Here is a 23546-nt window from a genome sequence, read left to right as displayed (position 1 = left end):
TTGAGTTGGGGTGAGACTTACTTATTCATAGGAAAAAGAGAATGTCGCATTACCGGTAAAATCCCCAGGGCTAATTGTGCCATTACTTCCATCTTTAACCAGTTGCGCCGTAAACGGAAAATAAAGAAGGTTGTTTGACCAGTTAGCGTAGTTAAATATAATCTCGTTGCTGTTGTCTGCGTTTAGCTGAACCTCACTGTTGTTCGCAGTTGAGTAGACTTTTACACCAACACCGGTTGCTGAGCCGGATGATTTTCCAATTAATTTTTTATTTGGTGCCTCAGTTGTGGCTTTCAACTTCACTGTAATTTTGCTTGCGTAACAGTAATCGCCCCGAATAGTAAATGGAACTACTTGGGTGATTTCCTGCTTAACCTGGGAAACATAATAGTCTCCCAAGTTTATTTTATTACCGCTGATATTTTGGCTGGTTGAATCCAGAGCAATGGTACTACATGTAGGTTGATCCACGGTAAATTTAAATGTATCTGCATCAACGTAAAAGTTGATCCATGGTTGGGTGTTGATACCAATATACCAGGAAGCAATTTTTCCCGGTAATAACGTTCCACTGGTAACACCATTTTTAGGTTTAAACTCCGGAGTATAGAAAAAGCGAAAACGTAACTTCCATTTTTCATCTGTTTCGCCCCACACCCACCAGATATCGGAGTTGGGGGTGAAGTTATCGTCGCCAGCTGGTGGAATGCGTAAGTCGACTACTTCAGGACAGGTATCACAAATTAATTCAACAGTATAAGCAATACCCGGAACGGTGGTTTTTAATAATGTAGAACCTCGTGCTGAAGTATATGTTGATATTAGATTGGCATCAGCGGTATTAAGAAAATGTATACTCTCATCGCCATTTGGTATGGCTTTACATGCAATTCCATCACCCCGAAGTACAATTGGTACATCTGTGGCTGCATCAGATATTTCGTAAGGAGTAGTGACCTGCTGTGTCGCTACACTATAGGGAGGGGTATTAATGAAAATGGTATAACTCCCGGCCGAACTGCTTTCTATATAGCATTCAGAACCCGTGCCAGCAAAAACATACCATGACGATGCCAAAAATAATAGCACTGCACTGTATATATGAAGCAAAATTTTTTTGACTTTCCCTTGCATAGTAATCCTTATTATTCGTAATAAACGTTAACTATAACCTGACTTCTCACAATGCCAGCAACAGGTGCAAGAGCGTTATTGACTTTTTGCATTCGGGCATAGAATGTCCACGTTGACGGAACCACTTGATTAGAGGGTAAGGCATAAATGGCTTTTGATGCTCCGTCCGTCCCCCGAACGTTAAATTTTTGTGCATGGGGCTGTGCTGAAAAAATAACAACCCCAACATTTTTAGCTCCGATAGATTGTAACTCGTATTGGTTACTGAAAACTTGTTGATTTGCTTGGGCAAGAGATCCAGTTTGTGGTTGAAAATCGAATTTAATCTGCGATTGTGTGGTTTGCAAATTATCACAAGAAACGACGTTGACAGTAAAATTCTTACCGCCAGCGTAATCCGTATCTGGGGTTATATTGTTAGAAAAATAGTCCAGTGTCACGGTGCCGAGATCAACTACACCATTATTATTTATTTCGATCTGACATGTGCTTGACACAATGTTCGCAGTAAGATCTACATCTTTATTAGCCAGGCTAACAGGAGAGCAGAGGGCTGTTACCAGCCCGAAAAAAAGTGCGAAATTATGTTCCTGGAAAAGCATTATAATTTCCTTATCTGTTGTTACTGATAAGAGATTGTAAAGGTAGCTGGAGAAAGAAACTCACCCGGTGTGACATCACTCAACTGTCTGCCTTCAGCAACAACCATCTTAGCACTTAAATCATAATCGAAATGTTGCGTCGCAGTGACGGAAGAAAGGTTAACCGTTTTATCTGCGGGGCTAAAACAATTAAAAATTTCACTGCCAGCTTCAATTTCTGCATTTTTGGTAGTCCATACTTCAACTGCAACTCTTCCTGCTGCGCCCGCACCATTCTTTGCATTTGCAAAACCGGCTGAGTTAGCATTATAACCACCGCAACCTATTCCTCTGGGAGTTAATTTTACCAGTGCTTTTTTTTGCGGAAGTCCGGCACAACCACTAAAACGGATTTTAAAGGCTTTTTTATTGGTTTCATTTCTTAGTTCAGAAATATAAACGTCACCAATCGCAACTTGTGAGATTTCTTTATCATTGGAGTCCAGTAATTGAGCAGTACAAGTACCCATTGTGACAATGCTGTCTACCGTTAAGGTTGCAGACGTTGTTCCTGACAGGGCACTATGGCTAATCATTCCACCAGTAACAATCAGTATTGCTATTGCTTTTAATTTCATGGTCGCTGTTCCTGTCATTCGTAGGTGAAGTTAAAGGTGGCTTTCGCACGGAAATTACCGATATTTCCTGTCCCTGCTGTAGTTTCGCGCAGGGCAACGGTTAACTTCATTCCATTAGTTTTATCTTCCGTAGTCCACTCAACACTTGCACTATTATTAGGCGTAATAAACGAAGCATCAGCTGCATCCCGGCGCTTGATGCCCATACCAATATTGGTTGCTACAGGAGTGTCCGTCGCTTCGTTTTTAATCAAGTTACCGGAAATGGTTGCTCCAGAAAGTTTAGTGATAATTTTCGAATAACCCTCACTACAATCTTTGGCCACCAATTGAAAATTGGCTTGAGCATCAGCATGAGCATTGGCAATTTTATCCAGCCCAACCGTTGGGATAGTCATACTATAATCATCACCGCCCGTATTATTAACCGCGGGGCCTCCATCTTCTTTAATCGTTATTGTACAAGTAGTCGCCAGCAATTGTGCGGTAAAATCGACATTAATATTTGTCGCTGAGCCAGTTGTGGGTAACCCAAGGCCAACTAGCGTAGATATTATTATGATCCTTTTCATAGAATGTTCCATTTTAGTGGTTAACCAACTTACAGGTAAGGTTGTTTAATAATAAGGTGTTTGTACTTCCAAGTGTTTCTGGCTGTGCAGGAAGTTGATAATGCAATTTGCAATTTATTGTTCGACTGTCTTCGAACCAGCGGATAATTAACTCTCCGCTGTCATTAATACCGCGTACAAATGCCTGACCACCCTGACCCATACTGCCGATCATAATTTCATCCTGATAAACTTCAGCGGCAAAAGGAATAGGTTTACCGTTACTGGTGCTGATATTCAGAACTGCAGAACGCCCCTGGTCAGTTTCAAAACTGGCAAGAATAATGGAACCACTACGAGGTACAGTGGTGGCACTAGTACTTTTCAGTTCGACATCGTTTTCCAATGTTTCAATATTTAATCCCACCCGGTTTTCACGGTATGGACTTAAGGATGAGGAAACGGCATAACCCCAGCGATCGATTTCATCAGTACCGTTATTGACTCGTGCCCCCTTCGCTCCGGGTGCTTTAATGACGACTAAAGTGTCATTGCTACCGAAACTGTTATTGGTAAAGGTCAGGCCGCCACTGTGAAGTACAAAACCACCATCGGTAGAGACAGAGTATTGTTGTCTGTTATCGGTGCTAGCAGAAGCAGAAGCGGAAAAACCTCCCCATGTGGAGTCATAGCTAAGATATCCACCAACGGAAGCGACATTTTCAGATTCTTTATCAAGGTTATAACCCGTATTCACACTGTAACCGATGAGATTATCTTCGCTGTTACCCGAACTACTGACGTTTAATTGATGCGAACCGTTGAAATCAGTATTGAATTGAGTGCTTAGGTTACGGAACCCTGAGGATTTACGTTTACCGCCGAAAATATTTTCCAGCGGAACGCTAACGTTCAAATACATCGCATCATCTTTATTGCCGTCCTCATTCCAGCTACGTTGCAAGTTGACGCTGAAATTCCCCCAGGAGACACTTTTACTGTAACCAACATTGTATTCAGTTCGGTTATTGTTACCAGCCCAGTAGTTTGTCCAGCTGCCAGATAAAAAGAGTGAACCGTAATCCTCATAAGCAAAACTCAACGGCTGATTTACACTAACGGTAAATTGGTTTTTCATGCGTGAATAGGTACGGATCGTGTCTTTGTCGTCGTTGACTGACAGATGATTGGCGTCGTCAATGAGGGCTAACGCATCATGCAGACCAAGGTAATCCTCAGTGGAATAACGATAGGCAGCAAGGTTAAATGAGGTGCTTGTAGCTTCGATTAATTTGTTCCAGGTTATACGATAACTTTGCCCCTGATATGTTTTATCGTCAGGAATTTCGGTACGGGCATGTGTAATATCTACCGCAAAGGCACCAATACTGGTATTGATCCCTAGCCCCAAAAGGCCAGACATATAGTCGTTATCTGTAATTTGGACTCCGGTATAACCGGTGAATAAATTATTGAAACCGTAGTAAAAAGAGGCCTGTGCCATATTGGGTTCATGACGCAAGCTGTCATCGATAATTTGTCCGGCACTAATATCCCAACGGCCAACGCCAGGGCGCTGCAACTGCACGACAGAAGAGAAAGGTTGGGTAAATGAGCGTTTAGAACCATCTGCTTCTTCAATAGTAATGACCAATTCGCTACCAAACCCTGAAGGACTGAGATCGTCAATCACGAATTCACCCGGTGGAACGGTGGACTCATAGATTTTGTAACCGTTCTGGGTCACTGTCACTTTGGCGTTAGAATTTGCTACGCCACGAATGATTGGCGCATAGCTGGCCAGTGCGGATGGTAGCATACGGCTATCACTATAAAGACGCATACCACGTACATTGACTGAGTCGAAGGTTTCACCGGTGGTATAGGCATCACCCACGATCACTTGTGAGCGTATTGCCGGGATGTCACGCTGTAAGTAACGATCCTGAAAGTCAAAACTGTTACCGTTATCTTGTGACCAGTTATAGTTGCCGCGCGCACGCAGGTGCCAGGCTCCTAAATTCAGACCGGTATTGAAGGCTCCGTATATACTGTCCCGGTTGCCATTTTTAGAGTCGGAGTGGTAGGCGTTTAATGAGTAAGAAAGCATGGCGGCATTAATACCCGACTCCCAAAGTGAGGGGTCAACATAACCGCCATATGTTTTATAGACGTAAGCCTGCGGAACCGAGATTTCCAAATGCTGCTCACTGCCGTCATAGCTGACTTCCGCTTGCTCGATCGATTTTTTGATGTCCAGGCAATCGCCTTCTTCGCCTTCTCTGGCAAGCAGTGTAATTGGGTATTCTGGCTGCTTAATATGCAGTTGTGCCAGATTCTTAAGTGTTATACAGGCCGCGGCGCTGTTTTCCCCTATATCAACAAAAGGAAGTTCTAAACTGGCAACGGATTGTTGGTTGATAAACACACGGACGTTATAAACGCCAGGAGGCGTTGGGTTACCCTGTGAATAACGTTTGACATCGATGCTCGATGCCCCAGTACCCATCAAAAAGGAACTGTCATATTCCACGCTTTCTGTTGCCGCGCCGTTACTGCTATAAAAAAAAGCACAACATGCAGCCAGAAGTGTTGTTTTTGGTAGACGGCTTTTCTGATGAGTTAACGTATACAAGGTTGCGTTCCTGGCGATTTAAAGTTAATCCGTTTAGTGATTAAAGCGATGTAGAGCCATCAATATTGCCACCATAATCATTAATGGCTTTGTAAATAACTTTTCCTGAAGACACACTGCTCGCTATATCTGTCACGGCAAAACTAACCTGACCAAAAGGCGCAACCATGCTGGAGTCGACTTTGTAGCTCTTACCGCCGCTTTCAATTGCGACGTCATTGAATGAAACGTAGTAAGGGGTTGGGTTGTTTACCTGAAGCTGCGCATTATTTAACTTCCACGTCAGTTTGGCTGGTGCTTCAGCGGGTTCACCTTTTAATCCACTTGGGCGATAAAAAAGTTTGATACGGGTACGGAAAGCCAGTTGTAATAAGTTTTTGTCTGATTCGGCATCTTTCGGCTTGGGCGGGACTTCCAGCACGTTAAACCAGAAAACACTTTCCCGGTCCGCAGGAAGTTGTGTTGTTCCAGTAAACATCACCTTTACCGTTTGCCCACGTTTAGATTCAATGCGAGATACAGGCGGCGTAGAAGTAAACGGAACTTTGATCTGGCTGGGATCCGCATTGTCATCACCTGTATCCAACCAGTTTTGAATTAGCAAGGGCCGATTGCCTTTGTTTTCCAGACGGACGTTAACATCTTTTTTATCTGCATTATATATGATACGAGTGCCGGAAATTATGATATCGGCGAATGCAGGTGCACTGGTTAACAACGTACTAATAAATAACGCGCTGACGGTTTTTTTTATAATGGGAAACATAAGCACTCCATGCTATTGTGTAATTATGTGAAAACGGAAAAATAAGGTTTGCCCGCAGGCAAACCTTATGCTTATTGCACCATTAGTTATAAGTAATGGTGTACAGTGCGTTAGTGGTAACGTGACCAGAAGTCACATCCTGGCTGTTCGGTGCTTTTACATAGGAGGCATTAAACACATATTGACCGTCGCCATTAGCATCCAAAGTCAGCAGATGTTTTTCTGCAGAGTTGTTCATGTGTACCTGTTTAATCTCAGCTGCGCCAGATTTGTTGGTCATGTTATGAACTGCAATATTCACATTCTCTGCTGGCTGAATGCCATTTACAGTGATGTTCATATTGTTATTCAAAGTACCACTAGTGTTTGCGTAGCTTGCGGAACCCATAGTTAAAGAGGCTTCTGTCTTACCAGGTTCACAATTTACAGAAATCATAAATTCTTTTGGCAACAAACCAACTGCAGTCGCGTTAACTTCCGCAAAGTTATCAGTAACATTTGCGGTATCCAGTGTTACTACGCCATCGGTAGTAATGCCGTGCATACCCGCGTCTACCACGCCGACTTTACAAGTACCAGACTGAACCAGACCGTTAAAATCAATATGACCACCATCTACAGCCAAAGCGGAACCAGAAACCATCACCAGTGCGGCGGCGAGTAATGTTTTTTTCATTACATGTGTCCTTACAAAAAAGTTATTAGTTAATATAGCTGGCGTATATTACTGAATATGTGGTTATTATGTAAGTATTTGATAAATATCACTTGGCTGAATATATTTATTTGGTTTATGGATTTTTTTGTGTATAGTCTATTTTTTAGTGAATATCAGTGAATTTATTTGTTTTATTTATGATTATGGGTGTCAAGTTAGATAATTTAAAAAATGATTTTAGAATATTTAAAGTGAGGAAATTCAAAATTATGATTATTATAAGAAATAATTTTATTTTAAAGAGGGCGGTATACCTTCTATCATCAATAACCTTTTGACCTGACTTGCAAATATAAATAATTGAAATTACCAGATTACAGGTTGTGAAGTATTCAGGATAGTAAGTCTATTTTGCAACATCTCCCCATCAGGAAACACCAACTCCGGCGCGATCTCAAACAGCGGCCACAGCATAAATCCACGATTCTTCATATCGTAGTGCGGAACGGTCAGGCGTTCAGTATTTATCACTTCATTACCAAACAGCATGATGTCGAGATCCAGCGTGCGTGGTCCCCAGCGTTCAGCTTTGCGGACGCGACCTTGCTGCAATTCAATACGCTGTGTGTGATTGAGTAGCTCTTCAGGTGCAAGAGAGGTTTCCAGCGCCACGGCTGCGTTTAAGTAATCGGGTTGATCTTGCGGCCCCAGCGGTGGGGTGCGGTAAAACGAAGAAACGGTAAGAATGTGGCTTTCAGGGATATCGCCTAATGCTTTCAGGGCAGCATTGACCTGCTCCAGCGGAGAGGCCAGATTGCTGCCTATGGCAATATACGCCACTGTCATGCGGTACCCTCACGACGTGGTGCGCGTTTGCGTGGACGACGAGTACGACGACGCGGTGACGGTTCTTCATCCAGCTCGTTGAGCATCCCTTTTTGGTCTGGTGGCGCGGAAACCTGGAACTCACCCCACCATTTCACCAGACGCTGCAGTTCAGCGTTACGTTCAACTTCAGCTCGCAAGGCCAACAGGTCATAAGCCGCACGGAACTTAGGATGCTCCAGCAGTTTCCATGCGCGTTTACCCTGACGACGGGACATACGCAACTGCAACTGCCAGATATCGCGGGTTAACGTCGTCAGACGTTTCGGGATTGCCAGTGAACGGCAGGCTTCGTCCAGCACGTCGTTCATCGCCAGCGCGAAAGCGTCGTGATAGGTCAGGCCGCTTTCCTGGGCGATCTTCTGTGCCGTCTCCAGCAGTGGGTACCAGAACATGGCGGCAAACAGGAACGCCGGGTTCACGCGCATATCGTTATGGATACGCGTATCGGTATTCTTCAGCACCTGTTCAATGATCCGCTCCATCGGGCTGTCGCCATTTTCCGTGAAGTAGCGGGTAATGGTCGGGAACAGCGGCTGGAACAGATGATATTCACACAACAGCTTATAGGTTTCGTAACCGTAGCCCGCTTGTAGCAGTTTAAGCGATTCTTCAAACAGGCGTGCCGGTGGGATATCGTTCAGCAGGGTAGCGAGGCGAGGGATCGGTTCTGCGGTTTCCGGGCTGATGCGCATACCCAATTTGGCGGCAAAACGTACCGCGCGCAGCATACGTACCGGATCTTCACGGTAGCGCGTTTCCGGGTTACCAATCAGACGGATAACGCCGTCCTTCAGATCCTTCATGCCGCCAACGTAATCACGGACGGTAAAATCCGCTACGCTGTAATACAGGCTGTTGATAGTGAAATCGCGGCGCTGGGCGTCTTCTTCGATGGAGCCGAAAATGTTGTCGCGCAGCAACATGCCGTTTTGCCCGCGTTGGGAGGTCGTGCGGTCGCTGATGTTACCTTCGTGGTGTCCACGGAAGGTCGCAACTTCGATAATCTCCGGGCCAAACATCACATGAGCCAGACGGAAACGGCGACCCACAAGGCGGCAGTTACGGAACAGTTTGCGCACCTGCTCAGGCGTGGCGTTAGTGGTTACGTCAAAGTCTTTCGGCTTTTTGCCAAGTAACAGGTCGCGCACGCCGCCGCCAACCAGCCAGGCTTCGTATCCCGCTTTATTGAGCCTGTACATTACCTTCAGGGCATTTTCACTGATATCTTTGCGGGAAATAGCATGCTGCTCACGCGGGATCACCGTCACCTGTGGACGGGCGACTGCCTGTTCAGCCTCGCTTTCCTCGCGGCTTAGCACCTTGCGGCAAAAATTAGCGACTCGGGTAAAAATAGTACACCTCGGTAGTGTCAAACATCATTCAGGACAAAAAAATAGCGGCTAATCATAGCTCAGCATGACGCATTTGAGAATGTTGAATTTACAATTGCTGACTCAGGCACGGCGGTAAGCCGCCAGTTTTTGACGGCTGACTGGAGGATTTGCTCGACGCTGAAATCCTGCCAGTGTGCTTCTGCCTGCTGACCCAGAAATTGAAGTGCCGCGATTAGTACCGGGCGTGGATCGCTTTTCGGCAACGCAGGCGCATGATTCTGCTTGGAAAGTTTAGCGCCTTGTGGATTAAGCGCCAGCGGCAGATGAATGTAATCTGGCACTTTCCAGCCAAAAAGCTGGTACAGCGAGATTTGCCGCACTGTCGGTTCGATCAAATCTGCCCCGCGGACAATTTCGCTCACGCCCTGGAAGTGATCATCCACCACCACCGCCAGGTTATAGGCAAACAAACCATCACGGCGATGAATAATAAAATCTTCCCGTGCCAGTTTTTCGTCGGCGTGAATAATGCCGCGCAGCTGGTCAGTAAATTGCGTGACCGGATGCTGCTGGCGGATACGCACTGCGGCGTTGTCTGGTCCATGATGCAACACCCGGCAATGACCGTCGTAAATACCGCCAATGCTTTGAATACGCGCACGCGTGCAGGTGCAGTAATAACTTAGCCCTTGCTCATGTAACCAGGCGAGTGCTTCACGATAGGCGTCGTGACGTTGCGATTGCCAGAGAACATCGCCGTCCCAGTGCAGACCGTAATGTTCCAGCTGGCGCAGGATAGTTTCTGCGGCACCGGGAACTTCACGAGGCGGGTCGATATCTTCTATACGTACCAGCCAGCGACCTTGCCGGGCGCGAGCCTGCAAATAGCTGCCAAGCGCAGCAATCAGAGAACCAAAATGAAGCTCGCCGGAAGGAGAGGGGGCGAAGCGGCCAATATAGTGTGTGTCTGTCATCTCTTTGAACAAAAAATAAGGCGGGAGCATTTCCCGCCTGTGGTAAACGTGATGGAACGGCTGTAATTAGCCAGCCATCTGTTTTTCGCGAATTTCAGCCAGCGTTTTGCAGTCGATGCACAGATCGGCTGTCGGGCGCGCTTCCAGACGGCGAATACCAATTTCAACACCGCAGGATTCGCAGTAGCCGAAATCTTCGTCTTCCACTTTTTTCAGCGTCTTCTCGATCTTTTTGATCAGCTTACGCTCGCGATCGCGGTTACGCAGTTCGAGGCTGAACTCTTCTTCCTGGGCTGCACGGTCTACCGGGTCCGGGAAGTTGGCTGCTTCATCCTGCATATGTGTAACGGTGCGATCGACTTCATCCCTGAGTTGATTACGCCATGCTTCCAGAATACGACGGAAGTGCGCCAGCTGGGCTTCATTCATATACTCTTCGCCCGGCTTCTCCTGATATGGTTCCACCCCAGCGATGGCGAGAATACTCAGGGACGATGTTTTACGGTTTTGCCCTTCTTGCATGTTGCTTCTCCTTAACACGCACTATCGATCCCCATGTTCGGGGGAAAAATGAGGCCGCTATAAATAGCAGATGCTTTTCCGGATAGCAATTATCTAAACGTAACACTTGACAACTGTGTGAGGAAAAGCGTATTTGCGCACGCGACCAGAATGTAAATTAACCAGTTACTTACTTTACTACAATGTAACCGGCAGTGATTTTTTAAGAGCCATGCCTTCAGCAGAAATTTCCGCTTTGTAAGCCAGAATTTCTACCCCCCTCTGTTGAGCTTCTGACAATAGTTGCGCGTATTTCTCATCGATGTGGCGCGCGGGTGAAAACCGTGTAATGGCTGAATGCAGCACGGCGAAAAAGATAACCGCACGCTGGCCTTCAGCCGCTACGCTCATCAACTCCCGAAGGTGTTTCTGACCTCGTTCAGTGACCGCATCGGGAAAATATCCCTGTTCGTTCTCCGCTAACGTAACCGATTTCACTTCAATATAGCAGTCTGGACGCGAATCCGCCTGCAACATAAAGTCAATACGGCTGCGTTCTGCGCCGTATTTTACTTCGCTTTTCAGCGAGCTATAGCCTGACAGTTCTGAAATTGATTCATTAAGGATAGCCTCTTTCGTCAACCTGTTAGCCCAAAGCGTGTTGACGCAAATAAATGCGCCGCTCTGGCTTTGAGTTAATTCCCAGGTGTGTGGGTATTTCCGTTTGGTGTTGTCTGAAGTCGAATACCAGACGGTATCGCCAGGCGTTGCACAACCGGTCATCGCACCCGTATTCGGGCAGTGTAGCGTTAATTCGCGACCATCGGGTGTGATCACATCGGCTAAAAAACGTTTGTAACGCTGAATTAGCGTCGCGCGCTGTAGAGGGGGAGAAAATTCCATTGCGACAATCCTTGTTATTGCGTTAGCGCCCAGCGTTTTAGCGGCGTGTAGCGTGTGCGTCCACGGGCAAACGAGGAGGCGTAAAGGGTGAACTCCGTCACCGCATATGACCAGTTAAAACCTGGCGGCGGGATTGTCACCGCCTCGCTGGCGTCGCGCAATAAGGTAATATGTGGATGAAACGGACGATTGCTTTGAAAACAACCGCTGCGGGCAGCCTGTGAACGGAGCATATTCGCCAGCTGGATTAAGCCGCGTGGAGGCTGACGCATCCCTAACCACACCACACGCGAACGCAGCCATTGTCCGGCGTCATCAAGCGTGAGTGTGAAACCAGATTGACGAATCCGTCCGGCTAAAAGAGAAAGCGCCTTCTCTTTCTCGGCGCTCACGTCGCCTAAAAATGCCAGAGTCAGATGCAAATTATCGGCGGCGACCGGACGTCCCGCCTCAGGTGGGAAGTGTGTGGCGCGCCAGTGGATAATCTGTTCGCGGATTTCTGCAGGTAAGTCGATAGCAAAGAACAGACGTTGCGGTTCAGACATGTGAGGCACTCGGTTATGAATTACCGCGATGCTACAATGTGGCGCGAAGAATGTTAACCCTCTGGAGCGTTTTGTGTCGTCGTTGCCCGTTGCTGCCGTCTTACCTGAATTACTTACCGCTCTCGATTGTGCGCCGCAGGTATTATTAAGTGCGCCGACCGGGGCCGGGAAATCAACCTGGCTGCCGCTGCAATTGCTGGCGCATCCCGGCATTAACGGAAAAATTATCCTGCTGGAGCCGCGTCGTCTGGCGGCGCGTAACGTCGCGCAACGGCTGGCGGAGCTGCTTAACGAAAAGCCAGGCGATACCGTTGGCTACCGGATGCGTGCGCAAAACTGCGTCGGGCCGAATACCCGCCTGGAAGTAGTTACCGAAGGCGTGCTGACGCGGATGATCCAGCGTGACCCGGAACTGAGCGGTGTTGGACTGGTGATCCTTGATGAATTTCATGAGCGCAGCTTGCAGGCGGATTTGGCGTTGGCGCTGTTACTCGATGTGCAACAAGGTCTGCGTGATGACCTTAAACTGCTGATTATGTCGGCTACGCTGGACAACGACCGCTTGCAGCAAATGCTGCCAGAAGCGCCCGTCGTCATCTCAGAAGGGCGCTCGTTTCCGGTTGAACGCCGTTATTTACCGCTGCCCGCGCATCAGCGTTTTGACGAAGCCGTCGCGGTTGCCACCGCCGAAATGCTGCGTCAGGAAAGTGGATCATTACTGTTATTTTTAACTGGCGTCGGAGAAATTCAGCGTGTGCAGGAACAACTGGCTTCGCGCATCGGCAGTGATGTGTTGCTCTGCCCGCTGTATGGCGCGTTGTCGCTGAACGATCAGCGAAAAGCGATCCTCCCGGCACCGCAAGGGATGCGCAAAGTGGTGCTGGCGACCAATATTGCTGAAACCAGTTTAACCATCGAAGGTATTCGTCTGGTGGTGGATTGTGCCCAGGAGCGTGTGGCGCGCTTTGATCCGCGCACGGGGCTTACGCGGCTGATTACTCAACGCGTTAGCCAGGCATCCATGACGCAGCGTGCCGGGCGCGCCGGGCGTCTGGAGCCGGGTATCTGCCTGCATTTAATCGCCAAGGAACAAGCAGAACGCGCCGCGGCGCAAAGTGAACCGGAAATATTACAAAGCGATCTTTCCGGTTTGCTGATGGAATTACTGCAATGGGGATGCAGCGATCCGACGCAGATGAGCTGGCTGGATCAACCGCCAACGGTGAATCTACTGGCCGCGAAACGCCTGTTACGGATGCTGGGGGCGCTGGACGGTGAACGGCTTAGTGCGCAAGGGCAAAAAATGGCAGCGCTGGGTAACGATCCGCGTTTAGCGGCAATGCTGGTTAGCGCGAAGAACGACGACGAAGCTGCTACCGCGGCAAAAATTGCCGCCATTCTCGAAGAGCCGCCACGGATGGGCAATAGTGACCTGGGCGTGGCGTTTTCGCGCAATCAACCAGCCTGGCAGCAACGTAGTCAGCAACTGTTAAAACGCTTAAACGTACGCGGCGGTGAGGCAGACAGTTCGCTTATCGCGCCGCTACTTGCCGGGGCGTTTGCCGATCGCATTGCTCGCCGCCGTGGGCAAGATGGACGCTATCAACTGGCAAACGGCATGGGAGCGATGCTCGATGCCGACGACGCGCTAAGCCGCCACGAATGGTTGATCGCACCGTTATTATTGCAGGGCAGCGCCTCGCCGGATGCGCGGATTTTACTGGCGCTACCGGTCGATATTGATGAATTAGTGCGACGCTGTCCGCAGCTGGTGCAGCAATCTGACACCGTGGAATGGGATGACGCGCAAGGTACGCTGAAAGCCTGGCGTCGGCTGCAAATCGGTCAGTTGACGGTGAAAGTGCAGCCGTTGGCGAAACCGTCAGAAGACGAGTTGCATCAGGCGATGCTTAATGGCATCCGTGATAAAGGTTTAAGCGTGCTCAACTGGACGGCGGAAGCGGAACAGCTACGCTTGCGTTTGTTATGCGCCGCAAAGTGGTTGCCGGAATATGACTGGCCTGCGGTTGATAATGAAAGTTTGTTGGCGACGCTGGAAACGTGGCTGCTGCCACATATGACCGGCGTGCATTCACTACGCGGCCTGAAATCACTCGACATTTATCAGGCACTACGCGGATTACTTGATTGGGGAATGCAGCAACGTCTGGATAGTGAATTGCCTGCGCATTACACTGTGCCGACGGGAAGCCGGATCGCCATTCGTTATCATGAAGATAACCCGCCCGCGCTGGCGGTGAGAATGCAGGAGATGTTTGGTGAGGCCACCAATCCGACGATCGCCCAGGGGCGCGTGCCGCTGGTGCTGGAGTTGCTTTCCCCTGCCCAAAGGCCATTACAAATCACACGAGATTTGAGCGCCTTCTGGAAAGGAGCGTACCGTGAGGTGCAAAAAGAGATGAAAGGGCGTTATCCCAAACATGTCTGGCCGGACGACCCGGCAAACACTGCACCGACGCGACGGACGAAAAAGTATTCGTAAGGTTGGTTTTCTCCCTCTCCCTGTGGGAGAGGGCCGGGGTGAGGGCATCAGCGCGCACGTTCACCCTCACCCTAACCCTCTCCCTCAAGGGAGAGGGGACCGATCGAGCACAAATTTTGAGAGATATCTTCTTCTGTCTTGTAACAGAAGAACAGAAAATCGGGCTTTTGCGCCTGAATATTGCGGAGAAAAAGCATGGCCGGGAATGACCGCGAGCCAATTGGACGCAAAGGGAAACCGACGCGTCCGGTCAAACAAAAGGTAAGCCGTCGTCGTTACGAAGATGACGATGATTACGACGATTATGATGACTATGAGGATGAAGAACCGATGCCGCGCAAAGGTAAGGGCAAAGGCAAAGGGCGTAAGCCTCGTGGCAAACGCGGCTGGCTATGGCTACTGCTAAAACTGGCTATCGTTTTTGCCGTGCTGATCGCCATTTACGGCGTTTATCTCGATCAAAAAATTCGTAGCCGTATTGATGGCAAGGTCTGGCAACTGCCTGCGGCAGTTTATGGCCGAATGGTCAATCTTGAGCCAGACATGACCATCAGCAAGAACGAGATGGTGAAGCTGCTGGAGGCGACCCAGTATCGTCAGGTGTCGAAAATGACCCGTCCTGGCGAATTTACCGTGCAGGCTAACAGCATTGAGATGATCCGCCGTCCGTTTGATTTCCCGGACAGCAAAGAAGGGCAGGTGCGTGCGCGTTTGACCTTTGATGGCGATCATCTGGCGACCATCGTCAATATGGAGAACAACCGTCAGTTCGGCTTCTTCCGTCTTGATCCGCGCCTGATCACCATGATCTCCTCGCCAAACGGTGAACAACGTCTGTTTGTGCCGCGCAGTGGTTTCCCTGATTTGCTGGTGGATACTTTGCTGGCGACAGAAGACCGTCATTTTTACGAGCATGACGGCATCAGCCTCTACTCCATCGGACGTGCGGTGCTGGCAAACCTGACCGCAGGTCGCACGGTGCAGGGTGCGAGTACGCTGACGCAACAGCTGGTGAAAAACCTGTTCCTCTCCAGCGAGCGCTCTTACTGGCGTAAAGCGAACGAAGCCTATATGGCGTTGATCATGGATGCGCGTTACAGCAAAGATCGCATTCTTGAGCTGTATATGAATGAGGTGTATCTCGGTCAGAGCGGCGACAACGAAATTCGTGGCTTCCCGCTGGCGAGCCTGTACTACTTTGGTCGCCCGGTAGAAGAGTTGAGCCTTGACCAGCAGGCGCTGTTAGTTGGCATGGTGAAAGGGGCGTCCATCTACAACCCGTGGCGTAACCCGAAACTGGCGCTGGAGCGACGTAATCTGGTGCTGCGTTTGCTACAACAACAGCAGATTATCGATGGTGAACTGTATGAAATGCTCAGCGCGCGTCCTCTGGGCGTACAGCCGCGCGGTGGGGTAATCTCTCCACAGCCAGCCTTTATGCAACTGGTGCGTCAGGAGTTGCAGGCGAAATTAGGCGATAAGGTAAAAGATCTGTCCGGCGTGAAGATCTTCACTACCTTTGACTCGGTGGCCCAGGACGCGGCAGAAAAAGCCGCCGTGGAAGGCATTCCGGCACTGAAGAAACAGCGTAAGCTGAGCGATCTGGAAACCGCGATTGTGGTCGTCGACCGCTTTAGTGGTGAAGTTCGTGCGATGGTCGGAGGTTCTGAGCCGCAGTTTGCGGGCTACAACCGTGCGATGCAGGCGCGTCGTTCGATTGGTTCCCTTGCAAAACCAGCGACTTATCTGACTGCCTTAAGCCAGCCGAAAATCTATCGCCTGAACACGTGGATTGCGGATGCGCCAATCGCGCTGCGTCAGCCGAATGGCCAGGTCTGGTCACCGCAGAACGATGATCGTCGTTATAGCGAAAGTGGCAGAGTGATGCTGGTGGATGCGTTGACCCGTTCGATGAACGTGCCGACGGTAAATCTGGGGATGGCACTGGGGCTGCCTGCGGTTACGGAGACCTGGATCAAACTGGGCGTGCCGAAAGATCAGCTGCATCCGGTTCCGGCGATGCTGCTGGGGGCGTTGAACTTAACGCCAATCGAAGTGGCGCAGGCATTCCAGACCATCGCCAGCGGTGGTAACCGTGCACCGCTTTCTGCGCTGCGTTCGGTAATCGCGGAAGATGGCAAAGTGCTGTATCAGAGCTTCCCGCAGGCGGAACGCGCTGTTCCGGCGCAGGCGGCGTATCTGACACTATGGACCATGCAGCAGGTTGTACAACGCGGTACGGGTCGTCAGCTTGGGGCGAAATACCCGAACCTGCATCTGGCAGGGAAAACAGGGACTACTAACAATAACGTAGATACCTGGTTTGCGGGCATTGACGGCAGCACGGTGACCATCACCTGGGTAGGCCGTGATAACAACCAGCCGACCAAACTGTATGGAGCCAGCGGGGCAATGTCGATTTATCAGCGTTATCTGGCTAACCAGACGCCAACACCGCTGAATCTTGTTCCGCCAGAAGATATTGCAGATATGGGCGTGGACTACGACGGCAACTTTGTTTGCAGCGGTGGCATGCGTGTCTTGCCGGTCTGGACCAGCGATCCGCAATCGCTGTGCCAGCAGAGTGAGATGCAGCAGCAGCCGTCAAGCAATCCGTTTGATCAGTCTTCTCAGCCGCAGCAACAGCCGCAACAGCAACCTGCTCAGCAAGAGCAGAAAGACAGCGACGGTGTAGCCGGTTGGATTAAAGATATGTTTGGTAGTAATTAACGTCTAAGCGTGAAATACCGGATGGCGAGTTGCCATCCGGTAAAATAACATCCCACCCAAAGTATTAACCCTTTCTTTTCATCTGGTTGTTTATTAACCCTTCAGGAACGCTCAGATTGCGTACCGCTTGCGAACCCGCCAGCGTTTCGAATATTATCTTATCTTTATAATAATCATTCTCGTTTACGTTATCATTCACTTTACATCAGAGATATACCAATGGCGCGTTCCAAAACTGCTCAGCCAAAACACTCACTGCGTAAAATCGCAGTTGTAGTAGCCACAGCGGTTAGCGGCATGTCTGTTTATGCACAGGCAGCGGTTGAACCGAAAGAAGACACTATCACCGTTACCGCTGCACCTGCGCCGCAAGAAAGCGCATGGGGGCCTGCTGCAACTATTGCGGCGCGACAGTCAGCTACCGGCACTAAAACCGATACGCCGATTCAAAAAGTGCCACAGTCTATTTCTGTTGTGACCGCCGAAGAGATGGCGCTGCATCAGCCGAAGTCGGTAAAAGAAGCGCTTAGCTACACGCCGGGTGTCTCTGTTGGTACGCGTGGCGCATCCAACACCTATGACCACCTGATCATTCGCGGTTTTGCGGCAGAAGGCCAAAGCCAGAATAACTATCTGAATGGCCTGAAGTTGCAGGGCAACTTCTATAACGATGCGGTCATTGATCCGTATATGCTGGAACGCGCTGAAATTATGCGTGGCCCGGTTTCCGTGCTTTACGGTAAAAGCAGTCCTGGCGGTCTGTTGAATATGGTCAGCAAGCGTCCGACCACCGAACCGCTCAAAGAAGTTCAGTTTAAAGCCGGTACTGACAGCCTGTTCCAGACTGGTTTTGACTTTAGCGATGCGCTGGATGATGACGGCGTTTACTCTTATCGCCTGACCGGTCTTGCGCGTTCTGCCAATGCCCAGCAGAAAGGGTCAGAAGAGCAGCGTTATGCTATTGCACCGGCGTTCACCTGGCGTCCGGATGATAAAACCAATTTCACCTTCCTTTCTTACTTCCAGAACGAGCCGGAAACCGGTTATTACGGCTGGTTGCCGAAAGAGGGAACCGTTGAGCCGCTGCCGAACGGTAAGCGTCTGCCGACAGACTTTAATGAAGGGGCGAAGAACAACACCTATTCTCGTAATGAGAAGATGGTCGGCTACAGCTTCGATCACGAATTTAACGACACCTTTACTGTGCGTCAGAACCTGCGCTTTGCTGAAAACAAAACCTCGCAAAACAGCGTTTATGGTTACGGCGTCTGCTCCGATCCGGCGAATGCTTACAGCAAACAGTGTGCGGCATTAGCGCCAGCGGATAAAGGCCATTATCTGGCACGTAAATACGTCGTTGATGATGAGAAGCTGCAAAACTTCTCCGTTGATACCCAGTTGCAGAGCAAGTTTGCCACTGGCGATATCGACCACACCCTGCTGACCGGTGTCGACTTTATGCGTATGCGTAATGACATCAACGCCTGGTTTGGTTACGACGACTCTGTGCCACTGCTCAATCTGTACAATCCGGTGAATACCGATTTCGACTTCAATGCCAAAGATCCGGCAAACTCCGGCCCTTACCGCATTCTGAATAAGCAGAAACAAACGGGCGTTTATGTTCAGGATCAGGCGCAGTGGGATAAAGTGCTGGTCACCCTGGGCGGTCGTTATGACTGGGCAGATCAAGAATCTCTTAACCGCGTTGCCGGGACGACCGATAAACGTGATGACAAACAGTTTACCTGGCGTGGTGGTGTTAACTACCTGTTTGATAATGGTGTAACACCTTACTTCAGCTATAGCGAATCGTTTGAACCTTCTTCGCAAGTTGGGAAGGATGGTAATATTTTCGCACCGTCTAAAGGTAAGCAGTATGAAGTCGGCGTGAAATATGTACCGGAAGATCGTCCGATTGTAGTTACTGGTGCCGTGTATAATCTCACTAAAACAAACAACCTGATGGCGGACCCTGAGGGTTCCTTCTTCTCGGTTGAAGGTGGCGAGATCCGCGCTCGTGGCGTAGAAATCGAAGCGAAAGCGGCGCTGTCGGCGAGTGTTAACGTAGTCGGTTCTTATACTTACACCGATGCGGAATACACCACCGATACTACCTATAAAGGCAATACGCCTGCACAGGTGCCAAAACACATGGCTTCGTTGTGGGCTGACTACACCTTCTTTGACGGTCCGCTTTCAGGTCTGACGCTGGGCACCGGTGGTCGTTATACTGGCTCCAGTTATGGTGATCCGGCTAACTCCTTTAAAGTGGGAAGTTATACGGTCGTGGATGCGTTAGTACGTTATGATTTGGCGCGAGTCGGCATGGCTGGCTCCAACGTGGCGCTGCATGTTAACAACCTGTTCGATCGTGAATACGTCGCCAGCTGCTTTAACACTTATGGCTGCTTCTGGGGCGCAGAACGTCAGGTCGTTGCAACCGCAACCTTCCGTTTCTAATTTCTCTTTTGGGGCACGGATTTCCGTGCCCATTTCACAAGTTGGCTGTTATGCAGGAATACACGAATCATTCCGATACCACTTTTGCACTGCGTAATATCTCCTTTCGTGTGCCCGGGCGCACGCTTTTGCATCCGCTGTCGTTAACCTTTCCTGCCGGGAAAGTGACCGGTCTGATTGGTCACAACGGTTCTGGTAAATCCACTCTGCTCAAAATGCTTGGCCGTCATCAGCCGCCGTCGGAAGGGGAGATTCTTCTTGATGCCCAACCGCTGGAAAGCTGGAGCAGCAAAGCGTTTGCCCGCAAAGTGGCTTATTTGCCGCAGCAGCTTCCTCCGGCAGAAGGGATGACCGTGCGTGAACTGGTGGCGATTGGTCGTTACCCGTGGCATGGCGCGCTGGGGCGCTTTGGGGCGGCAGATCGCGAAAAAGTCGAGGAAGCTATCTCGCTGGTTGGCTTAAAACCGCTGGCGCATCGGCTGGTCGATAGTCTCTCTGGCGGCGAACGTCAGCGGGCGTGGATCGCCATGCTGGTGGCGCAGGATAGCCGTTGTCTGTTGCTCGACGAACCGACCTCGGCGCTGGATATCGCCCACCAGGTTGATGTGCTGTCGCTGGTGCACCGTTTAAGTCAGGAGCGTGGCCTGACGGTCATTGCCGTGTTGCACGATATCAATATGGCGGCACGCTACTGTGATTATCTGGTCGCCCTGCGCGGCGGTGAAATGATTGCTCAGGGAACGCCTGCGGAAATTATGCGCGGCGAAACCCTCGAAATGATTTATGGCATCCCGATGGGTATTTTGCCGCATCCGGCGGGTGCTGCACCTGTGAGTTTTGTTTATTGATGAGCGGCTTACCTCTTATTTCGCGCCGTCGACTGTTAACGGCGATGGCGCTTTCTCCGTTGTTATGGCAGATGAATACCGCCCACGCGGCGGCTATTGATCCCAATCGTATTGTGGCGCTGGAGTGGTTGCCGGTGGAATTACTGCTGGCGCTCGGCATCGTGCCTTACGGCGTGGCGGATACCATCAACTATCGCCTGTGGGTCAGCGAACCACCATTGCCGGACTCAGTGATCGACGTCGGTTTGCGCACAGAACCTAACCTTGAACTGCTGACCGAAATGAAACCATCGTTTATGGTCTGGTCGGCAGGATATGGCCCTTCACCAGAAATGCTGGCTCGTATTGCGCCGGGGCGTGGATTTAACTTCAGCGATGGCAAACAGCCGCTGGCGATGGCGCGTAAGTCACTGACGGAAATGGCAGATTTACTTAACCTGCAAAGCGCAGCAGAAACGCATTTAGCGCACTATGAAGACTTTATCCGCAGCATGAAACCCCGCTTTGTGAAGCGTGGTGAACGCCCGTTATTGCTGACGACGCTTATCGATCCGCGCCATATGCTGGTTTTCGGTCCAAACAGCTTGTTTCAGGAAATTCTTGATGAGTACGGCATCCCAAATGCCTGGCAAGGGGAAACCAACTTCTGGGGCAGTACCGCCGTCAGCATCGATCGTCTGGCGGCGTATAAAGATGTTGATGTGCTCTGTTTTGATCACGACAACAGCAAAGACATGGACGCGCTAATGGCAACCCCGCTGTGGCAGGCCATGCCGTTTGTCCGCGCCGGACGCTTTCAGCGCGTACCCGCAGTCTGGTTTTATGGTGCGACGCTCTCGGCAATGCACTTTGTGCGCGTTCTGGATAACGCCATCGGAGGTAAAGCGTGAGTAAACGAATTGCGCTTTTTCCGGCGTTATTGCTGGCGTTGCTGGTGATTGCCGCTACGGCGCTGACCTGGATGAACTTCTCGCAGGCGCTGCCGCGTAGCCAGTGGGCGCAGGCCGCCTGGTCGCCGGATATTAACGTCATCGAGCAGATGATTTTTCACTACAGCTTGTTACCACGTCTGGCGATTTCTCTACTGGTGGGCGCGGGCCTGGGGCTGGTGGGCGTGCTGTTTCAGCAAGTGCTGCGTAACCCGCTGGCGGAACCGACGACGTTGGGCGTTGCTACAGGCGCGCAACTGGGGATTACCGTCACCACGCTCTGGGTGATCCCCGGTGCTATGGCGAGCCAGTTTGCTGCGCTGGCAGGGGCTTGCGTTGTTGGCTTAATTGTCTTTGGCGTCGCGTGGGGGAAACGGCTTTCGCCGGTTACGCTGATTCTCGCGGGGCTGGTAGTGAGCCTTTATTGTGGGGCAATCAATCAGTTACTGGTTATCTTCCATCATGACCAGTTGCAAAGCATGTTTCTGTGGAGCACTGGAACGCTGACGCAAACCGACTGGGGCGGTGTTGAGCGTTTATGGCCGCAGTTGCTGGGCGGCGTGATGCTGACGTTACTGCTACTTCGTCCGTTAACCCTGATGGGGCTTGATGATGGCGTGGCGCGCAATCTCGGGCTGGCCTTGTCGCTCGCGCGTCTGGCGGCGCTGTCGCTGGCGATAGTCATCAGTGCGCTGCTGGTGAACGCAGTGGGGATTATCGGCTTTATCGGGTTGTTCGCGCCACTGCTGGCAAAAATGCTGGGGGCGCGGCGTTTGTTGCCACGGTTGATGCTGGCGTCGCTGATTGGTGCGTTAATTCTGTGGCTTTCTGATCAAATCATCCTCTGGCTGACTCGCGTGTGGATGGAAGTTTCCACCGGTTCGGTCACTGCGTTGATCGGTGCGCCGCTGCTACTGTGGCTGTTGCCGCGTTTACGCAGCATTAGCGCGCCGGATATGAAGGTCAACGATCGTGTCGCGGCTGAACGCCAACATGTGCTGGCGTTTGCCCTCGCGGGCGGCGTGCTGCTGTTGATGGCTGTGGTGGTGGCGCTGTCGTTTGGTCGTGATGCGCACGGCTGGACGTGGGCGAGCGGGGCGTTGCTCGAGGATTTAATGCCCTGGCGCTGGCCGCGAATTATGGCGGCGCTGTTTGCGGGCGTCATGCTGGCGGTGGCGGGCTGTATTATTCAGCGACTGACCGGAAACCCGATGGCAAGCCCGGAAGTGCTGGGGATTAGCTCCGGCGCGGCGTTTGGCGTGGTGTTGATGCTGTTTCTGGTGCCGGGTAATGCCTTTGGCTGGCTGTTACCTGCAGGCAGTCTCGGCGCGGCGGTGACGCTGTTGATCATTATGATCGCCGCCGGCCGCGGTGGATTTTCCCCACACCGTATGTTACTGGCGGGGATGGCGTTAAGCACCGCGTTCACCATGCTTTTGATGATGTTGCAGGCAAGTGGTGACCCGCGAATGGCGCAAGTGCTGACCTGGATTTCCGGTTCGACCTACAACGCGACCGATGCGCAGGTCTGGCGCACCGGAATTGTGATGGTGATTTTGCTGGCGATTACCCCGCTGTGCCGCCGCTGGCTGACCATTTTACCGCTGGGTGGTGATACCGCCCGAGCCGTAGGAATGGCGCTGACGCCGACGCGAATTGCGCTGCTGCTGTTAGCGGCTTGCCTGACGGCGACCGCGACGATGACTATTGGACCGTTGAGTTTTGTTGGTTTAATGGCACCGCATATTGCGCGGATGATGGGTTTTCGACGGACGATGCCACACATCGTAATTTCGGCGCTGGTGGGTGGTTTACTGCTGGTGTTCGCTGACTGGTGTGGGCGGATGGTGCTGTTTCCGTTCCAGATCCCGGCGGGGCTGCTGTCGACCTTTATCGGCGCGCCATATTTTATCTATTTGCTGAGAAAGCAGAGCCGTTAATTTTTCCATATAACGGCCCTGTACG

Annotated in this window: 19 protein-coding genes; 6 read left to right on the top strand and 13 right to left on the bottom strand. The window is 50.7% G+C overall.

The window, feature by feature from the left end; genetic code table 11:
- Positions 1-21 precede the first annotated feature (21 nt).
- The 13 genes from ACU8XX_RS20035 to thpR form a co-directional block, all read right to left on the bottom strand.
- Positions 22-1134: a fimbrial protein gene (locus tag ACU8XX_RS20035; protein ID WP_001161724.1), complete on the bottom strand. Its 1113-nt coding sequence runs from the start codon at positions 1132-1134 to the stop codon at positions 22-24.
- A gap of 11 nt (positions 1135-1145) precedes the next feature.
- A complete protein-coding gene (locus ACU8XX_RS20030; protein ID WP_000898741.1) occupies positions 1146-1736 on the bottom strand; it encodes a fimbrial-like protein in 591 nt (196 codons plus the stop codon).
- 20 nt (positions 1737-1756) lie between these two features.
- Positions 1757-2353: a fimbrial protein gene (locus ACU8XX_RS20025; RefSeq protein ID WP_016241844.1), complete on the bottom strand. Its 597-nt coding sequence runs from the start codon at positions 2351-2353 to the stop codon at positions 1757-1759.
- Positions 2354-2367: 14 nt separating this feature from the next.
- Positions 2368-2925: a fimbrial protein gene (locus ACU8XX_RS20020; protein WP_000821233.1), complete on the bottom strand. Its 558-nt coding sequence runs from the start codon at positions 2923-2925 to the stop codon at positions 2368-2370.
- Between the two features lie 13 nt (positions 2926-2938).
- Positions 2939-5539 (bottom strand): outer membrane usher protein, encoded by a 2601-nt coding sequence (locus tag ACU8XX_RS20015; RefSeq protein ID WP_000288453.1) that lies wholly within the window; start codon positions 5537-5539, stop codon positions 2939-2941.
- Between the two features lie 40 nt (positions 5540-5579).
- Positions 5580-6305 carry a fimbrial chaperone gene (locus ACU8XX_RS20010; protein WP_000483959.1) on the bottom strand — a complete coding sequence of 242 codons (726 nt, stop codon included), beginning with the start codon at positions 6303-6305 and terminating at the stop codon, positions 5580-5582.
- Between the two features lie 82 nt (positions 6306-6387).
- The gene (locus ACU8XX_RS20005; RefSeq protein ID WP_000751935.1) at positions 6388-6981 is read right to left on the bottom strand and encodes a fimbrial protein; all 594 of its coding nucleotides are present in this window, start codon (positions 6979-6981) and stop codon (positions 6388-6390) included.
- A gap of 348 nt (positions 6982-7329) precedes the next feature.
- Complete coding sequence (gene folK / locus ACU8XX_RS20000; protein WP_000215137.1) at positions 7330-7809, bottom strand: 2-amino-4-hydroxy-6-hydroxymethyldihydropteridine diphosphokinase; 480 nt, start codon at positions 7807-7809, stop codon at positions 7330-7332.
- Entirely contained in the window at positions 7806-9203 is a 1398-nt protein-coding gene (gene pcnB / locus ACU8XX_RS19995) for a polynucleotide adenylyltransferase PcnB (RefSeq protein ID WP_012304915.1), read from the bottom strand. Before pcnB ends, folK begins: the two co-directional genes overlap by 4 nt.
- 59 nt (positions 9204-9262) lie before the next feature.
- Positions 9263-10159: a tRNA glutamyl-Q(34) synthetase GluQRS gene (gene gluQRS, locus ACU8XX_RS19990; RefSeq protein ID WP_000132643.1), complete on the bottom strand. Its 897-nt coding sequence runs from the start codon at positions 10157-10159 to the stop codon at positions 9263-9265.
- A 66-nt stretch (positions 10160-10225) separates the two neighbouring features.
- Positions 10226-10681: an RNA polymerase-binding protein DksA gene (gene dksA, locus ACU8XX_RS19985; RefSeq protein WP_001155227.1), complete on the bottom strand. Its 456-nt coding sequence runs from the start codon at positions 10679-10681 to the stop codon at positions 10226-10228.
- A gap of 177 nt (positions 10682-10858) precedes the next feature.
- Positions 10859-11563 carry a DNA/RNA nuclease SfsA gene (gene sfsA / locus ACU8XX_RS19980; RefSeq protein WP_000396036.1) on the bottom strand — a complete coding sequence of 235 codons (705 nt, stop codon included), beginning with the start codon at positions 11561-11563 and terminating at the stop codon, positions 10859-10861.
- A gap of 14 nt (positions 11564-11577) precedes the next feature.
- Positions 11578-12108: an RNA 2',3'-cyclic phosphodiesterase gene (thpR, locus tag ACU8XX_RS19975; RefSeq protein WP_001294693.1), complete on the bottom strand. Its 531-nt coding sequence runs from the start codon at positions 12106-12108 to the stop codon at positions 11578-11580.
- 73 nt (positions 12109-12181) lie between these two features.
- Between thpR and hrpB the strand changes: the two genes are divergently transcribed.
- From hrpB to fhuB, 6 genes are all read left to right on the top strand, one after another.
- Positions 12182-14611, top strand: coding sequence for an ATP-dependent helicase HrpB (hrpB, locus tag ACU8XX_RS19970; protein ID WP_001300640.1), 2430 nt, complete (start codon positions 12182-12184; stop codon positions 14609-14611).
- 195 nt (positions 14612-14806) lie between these two features.
- The gene (gene mrcB, locus ACU8XX_RS19965; RefSeq protein WP_000918149.1) at positions 14807-17341 is read left to right on the top strand and encodes a bifunctional glycosyl transferase/transpeptidase; all 2535 of its coding nucleotides are present in this window, start codon (positions 14807-14809) and stop codon (positions 17339-17341) included.
- A gap of 219 nt (positions 17342-17560) precedes the next feature.
- Entirely contained in the window at positions 17561-19804 is a 2244-nt protein-coding gene (fhuA, locus tag ACU8XX_RS19960) for a ferrichrome porin FhuA (protein WP_000124421.1), read from the top strand.
- 50 nt (positions 19805-19854) lie between these two features.
- Positions 19855-20652, top strand: a complete 798-nt coding sequence (fhuC, locus tag ACU8XX_RS19955; protein WP_001158931.1) for a Fe3+-hydroxamate ABC transporter ATP-binding protein FhuC — start codon at positions 19855-19857, stop codon at positions 20650-20652.
- Positions 20652-21542 (top strand): Fe(3+)-hydroxamate ABC transporter substrate-binding protein FhuD, encoded by an 891-nt coding sequence (fhuD, locus tag ACU8XX_RS19950; protein ID WP_000015990.1) that lies wholly within the window; start codon positions 20652-20654, stop codon positions 21540-21542. The genes fhuC and fhuD overlap by 1 nt, the downstream gene beginning before the upstream one ends.
- Complete coding sequence (gene fhuB, locus ACU8XX_RS19945) at positions 21539-23521, top strand: Fe(3+)-hydroxamate ABC transporter permease FhuB (RefSeq protein ID WP_016241845.1); 1983 nt, start codon at positions 21539-21541, stop codon at positions 23519-23521. Before fhuD ends, fhuB begins: the two co-directional genes overlap by 4 nt.
- Positions 23522-23546 lie beyond the last annotated feature (25 nt).

Source organism: Escherichia sp. MAL-1 (assembly GCF_052948035.1).
Note: the sequence above shows the minus strand (reverse complement) of the source record. Positions and strands in the feature narration are given on the sequence as shown.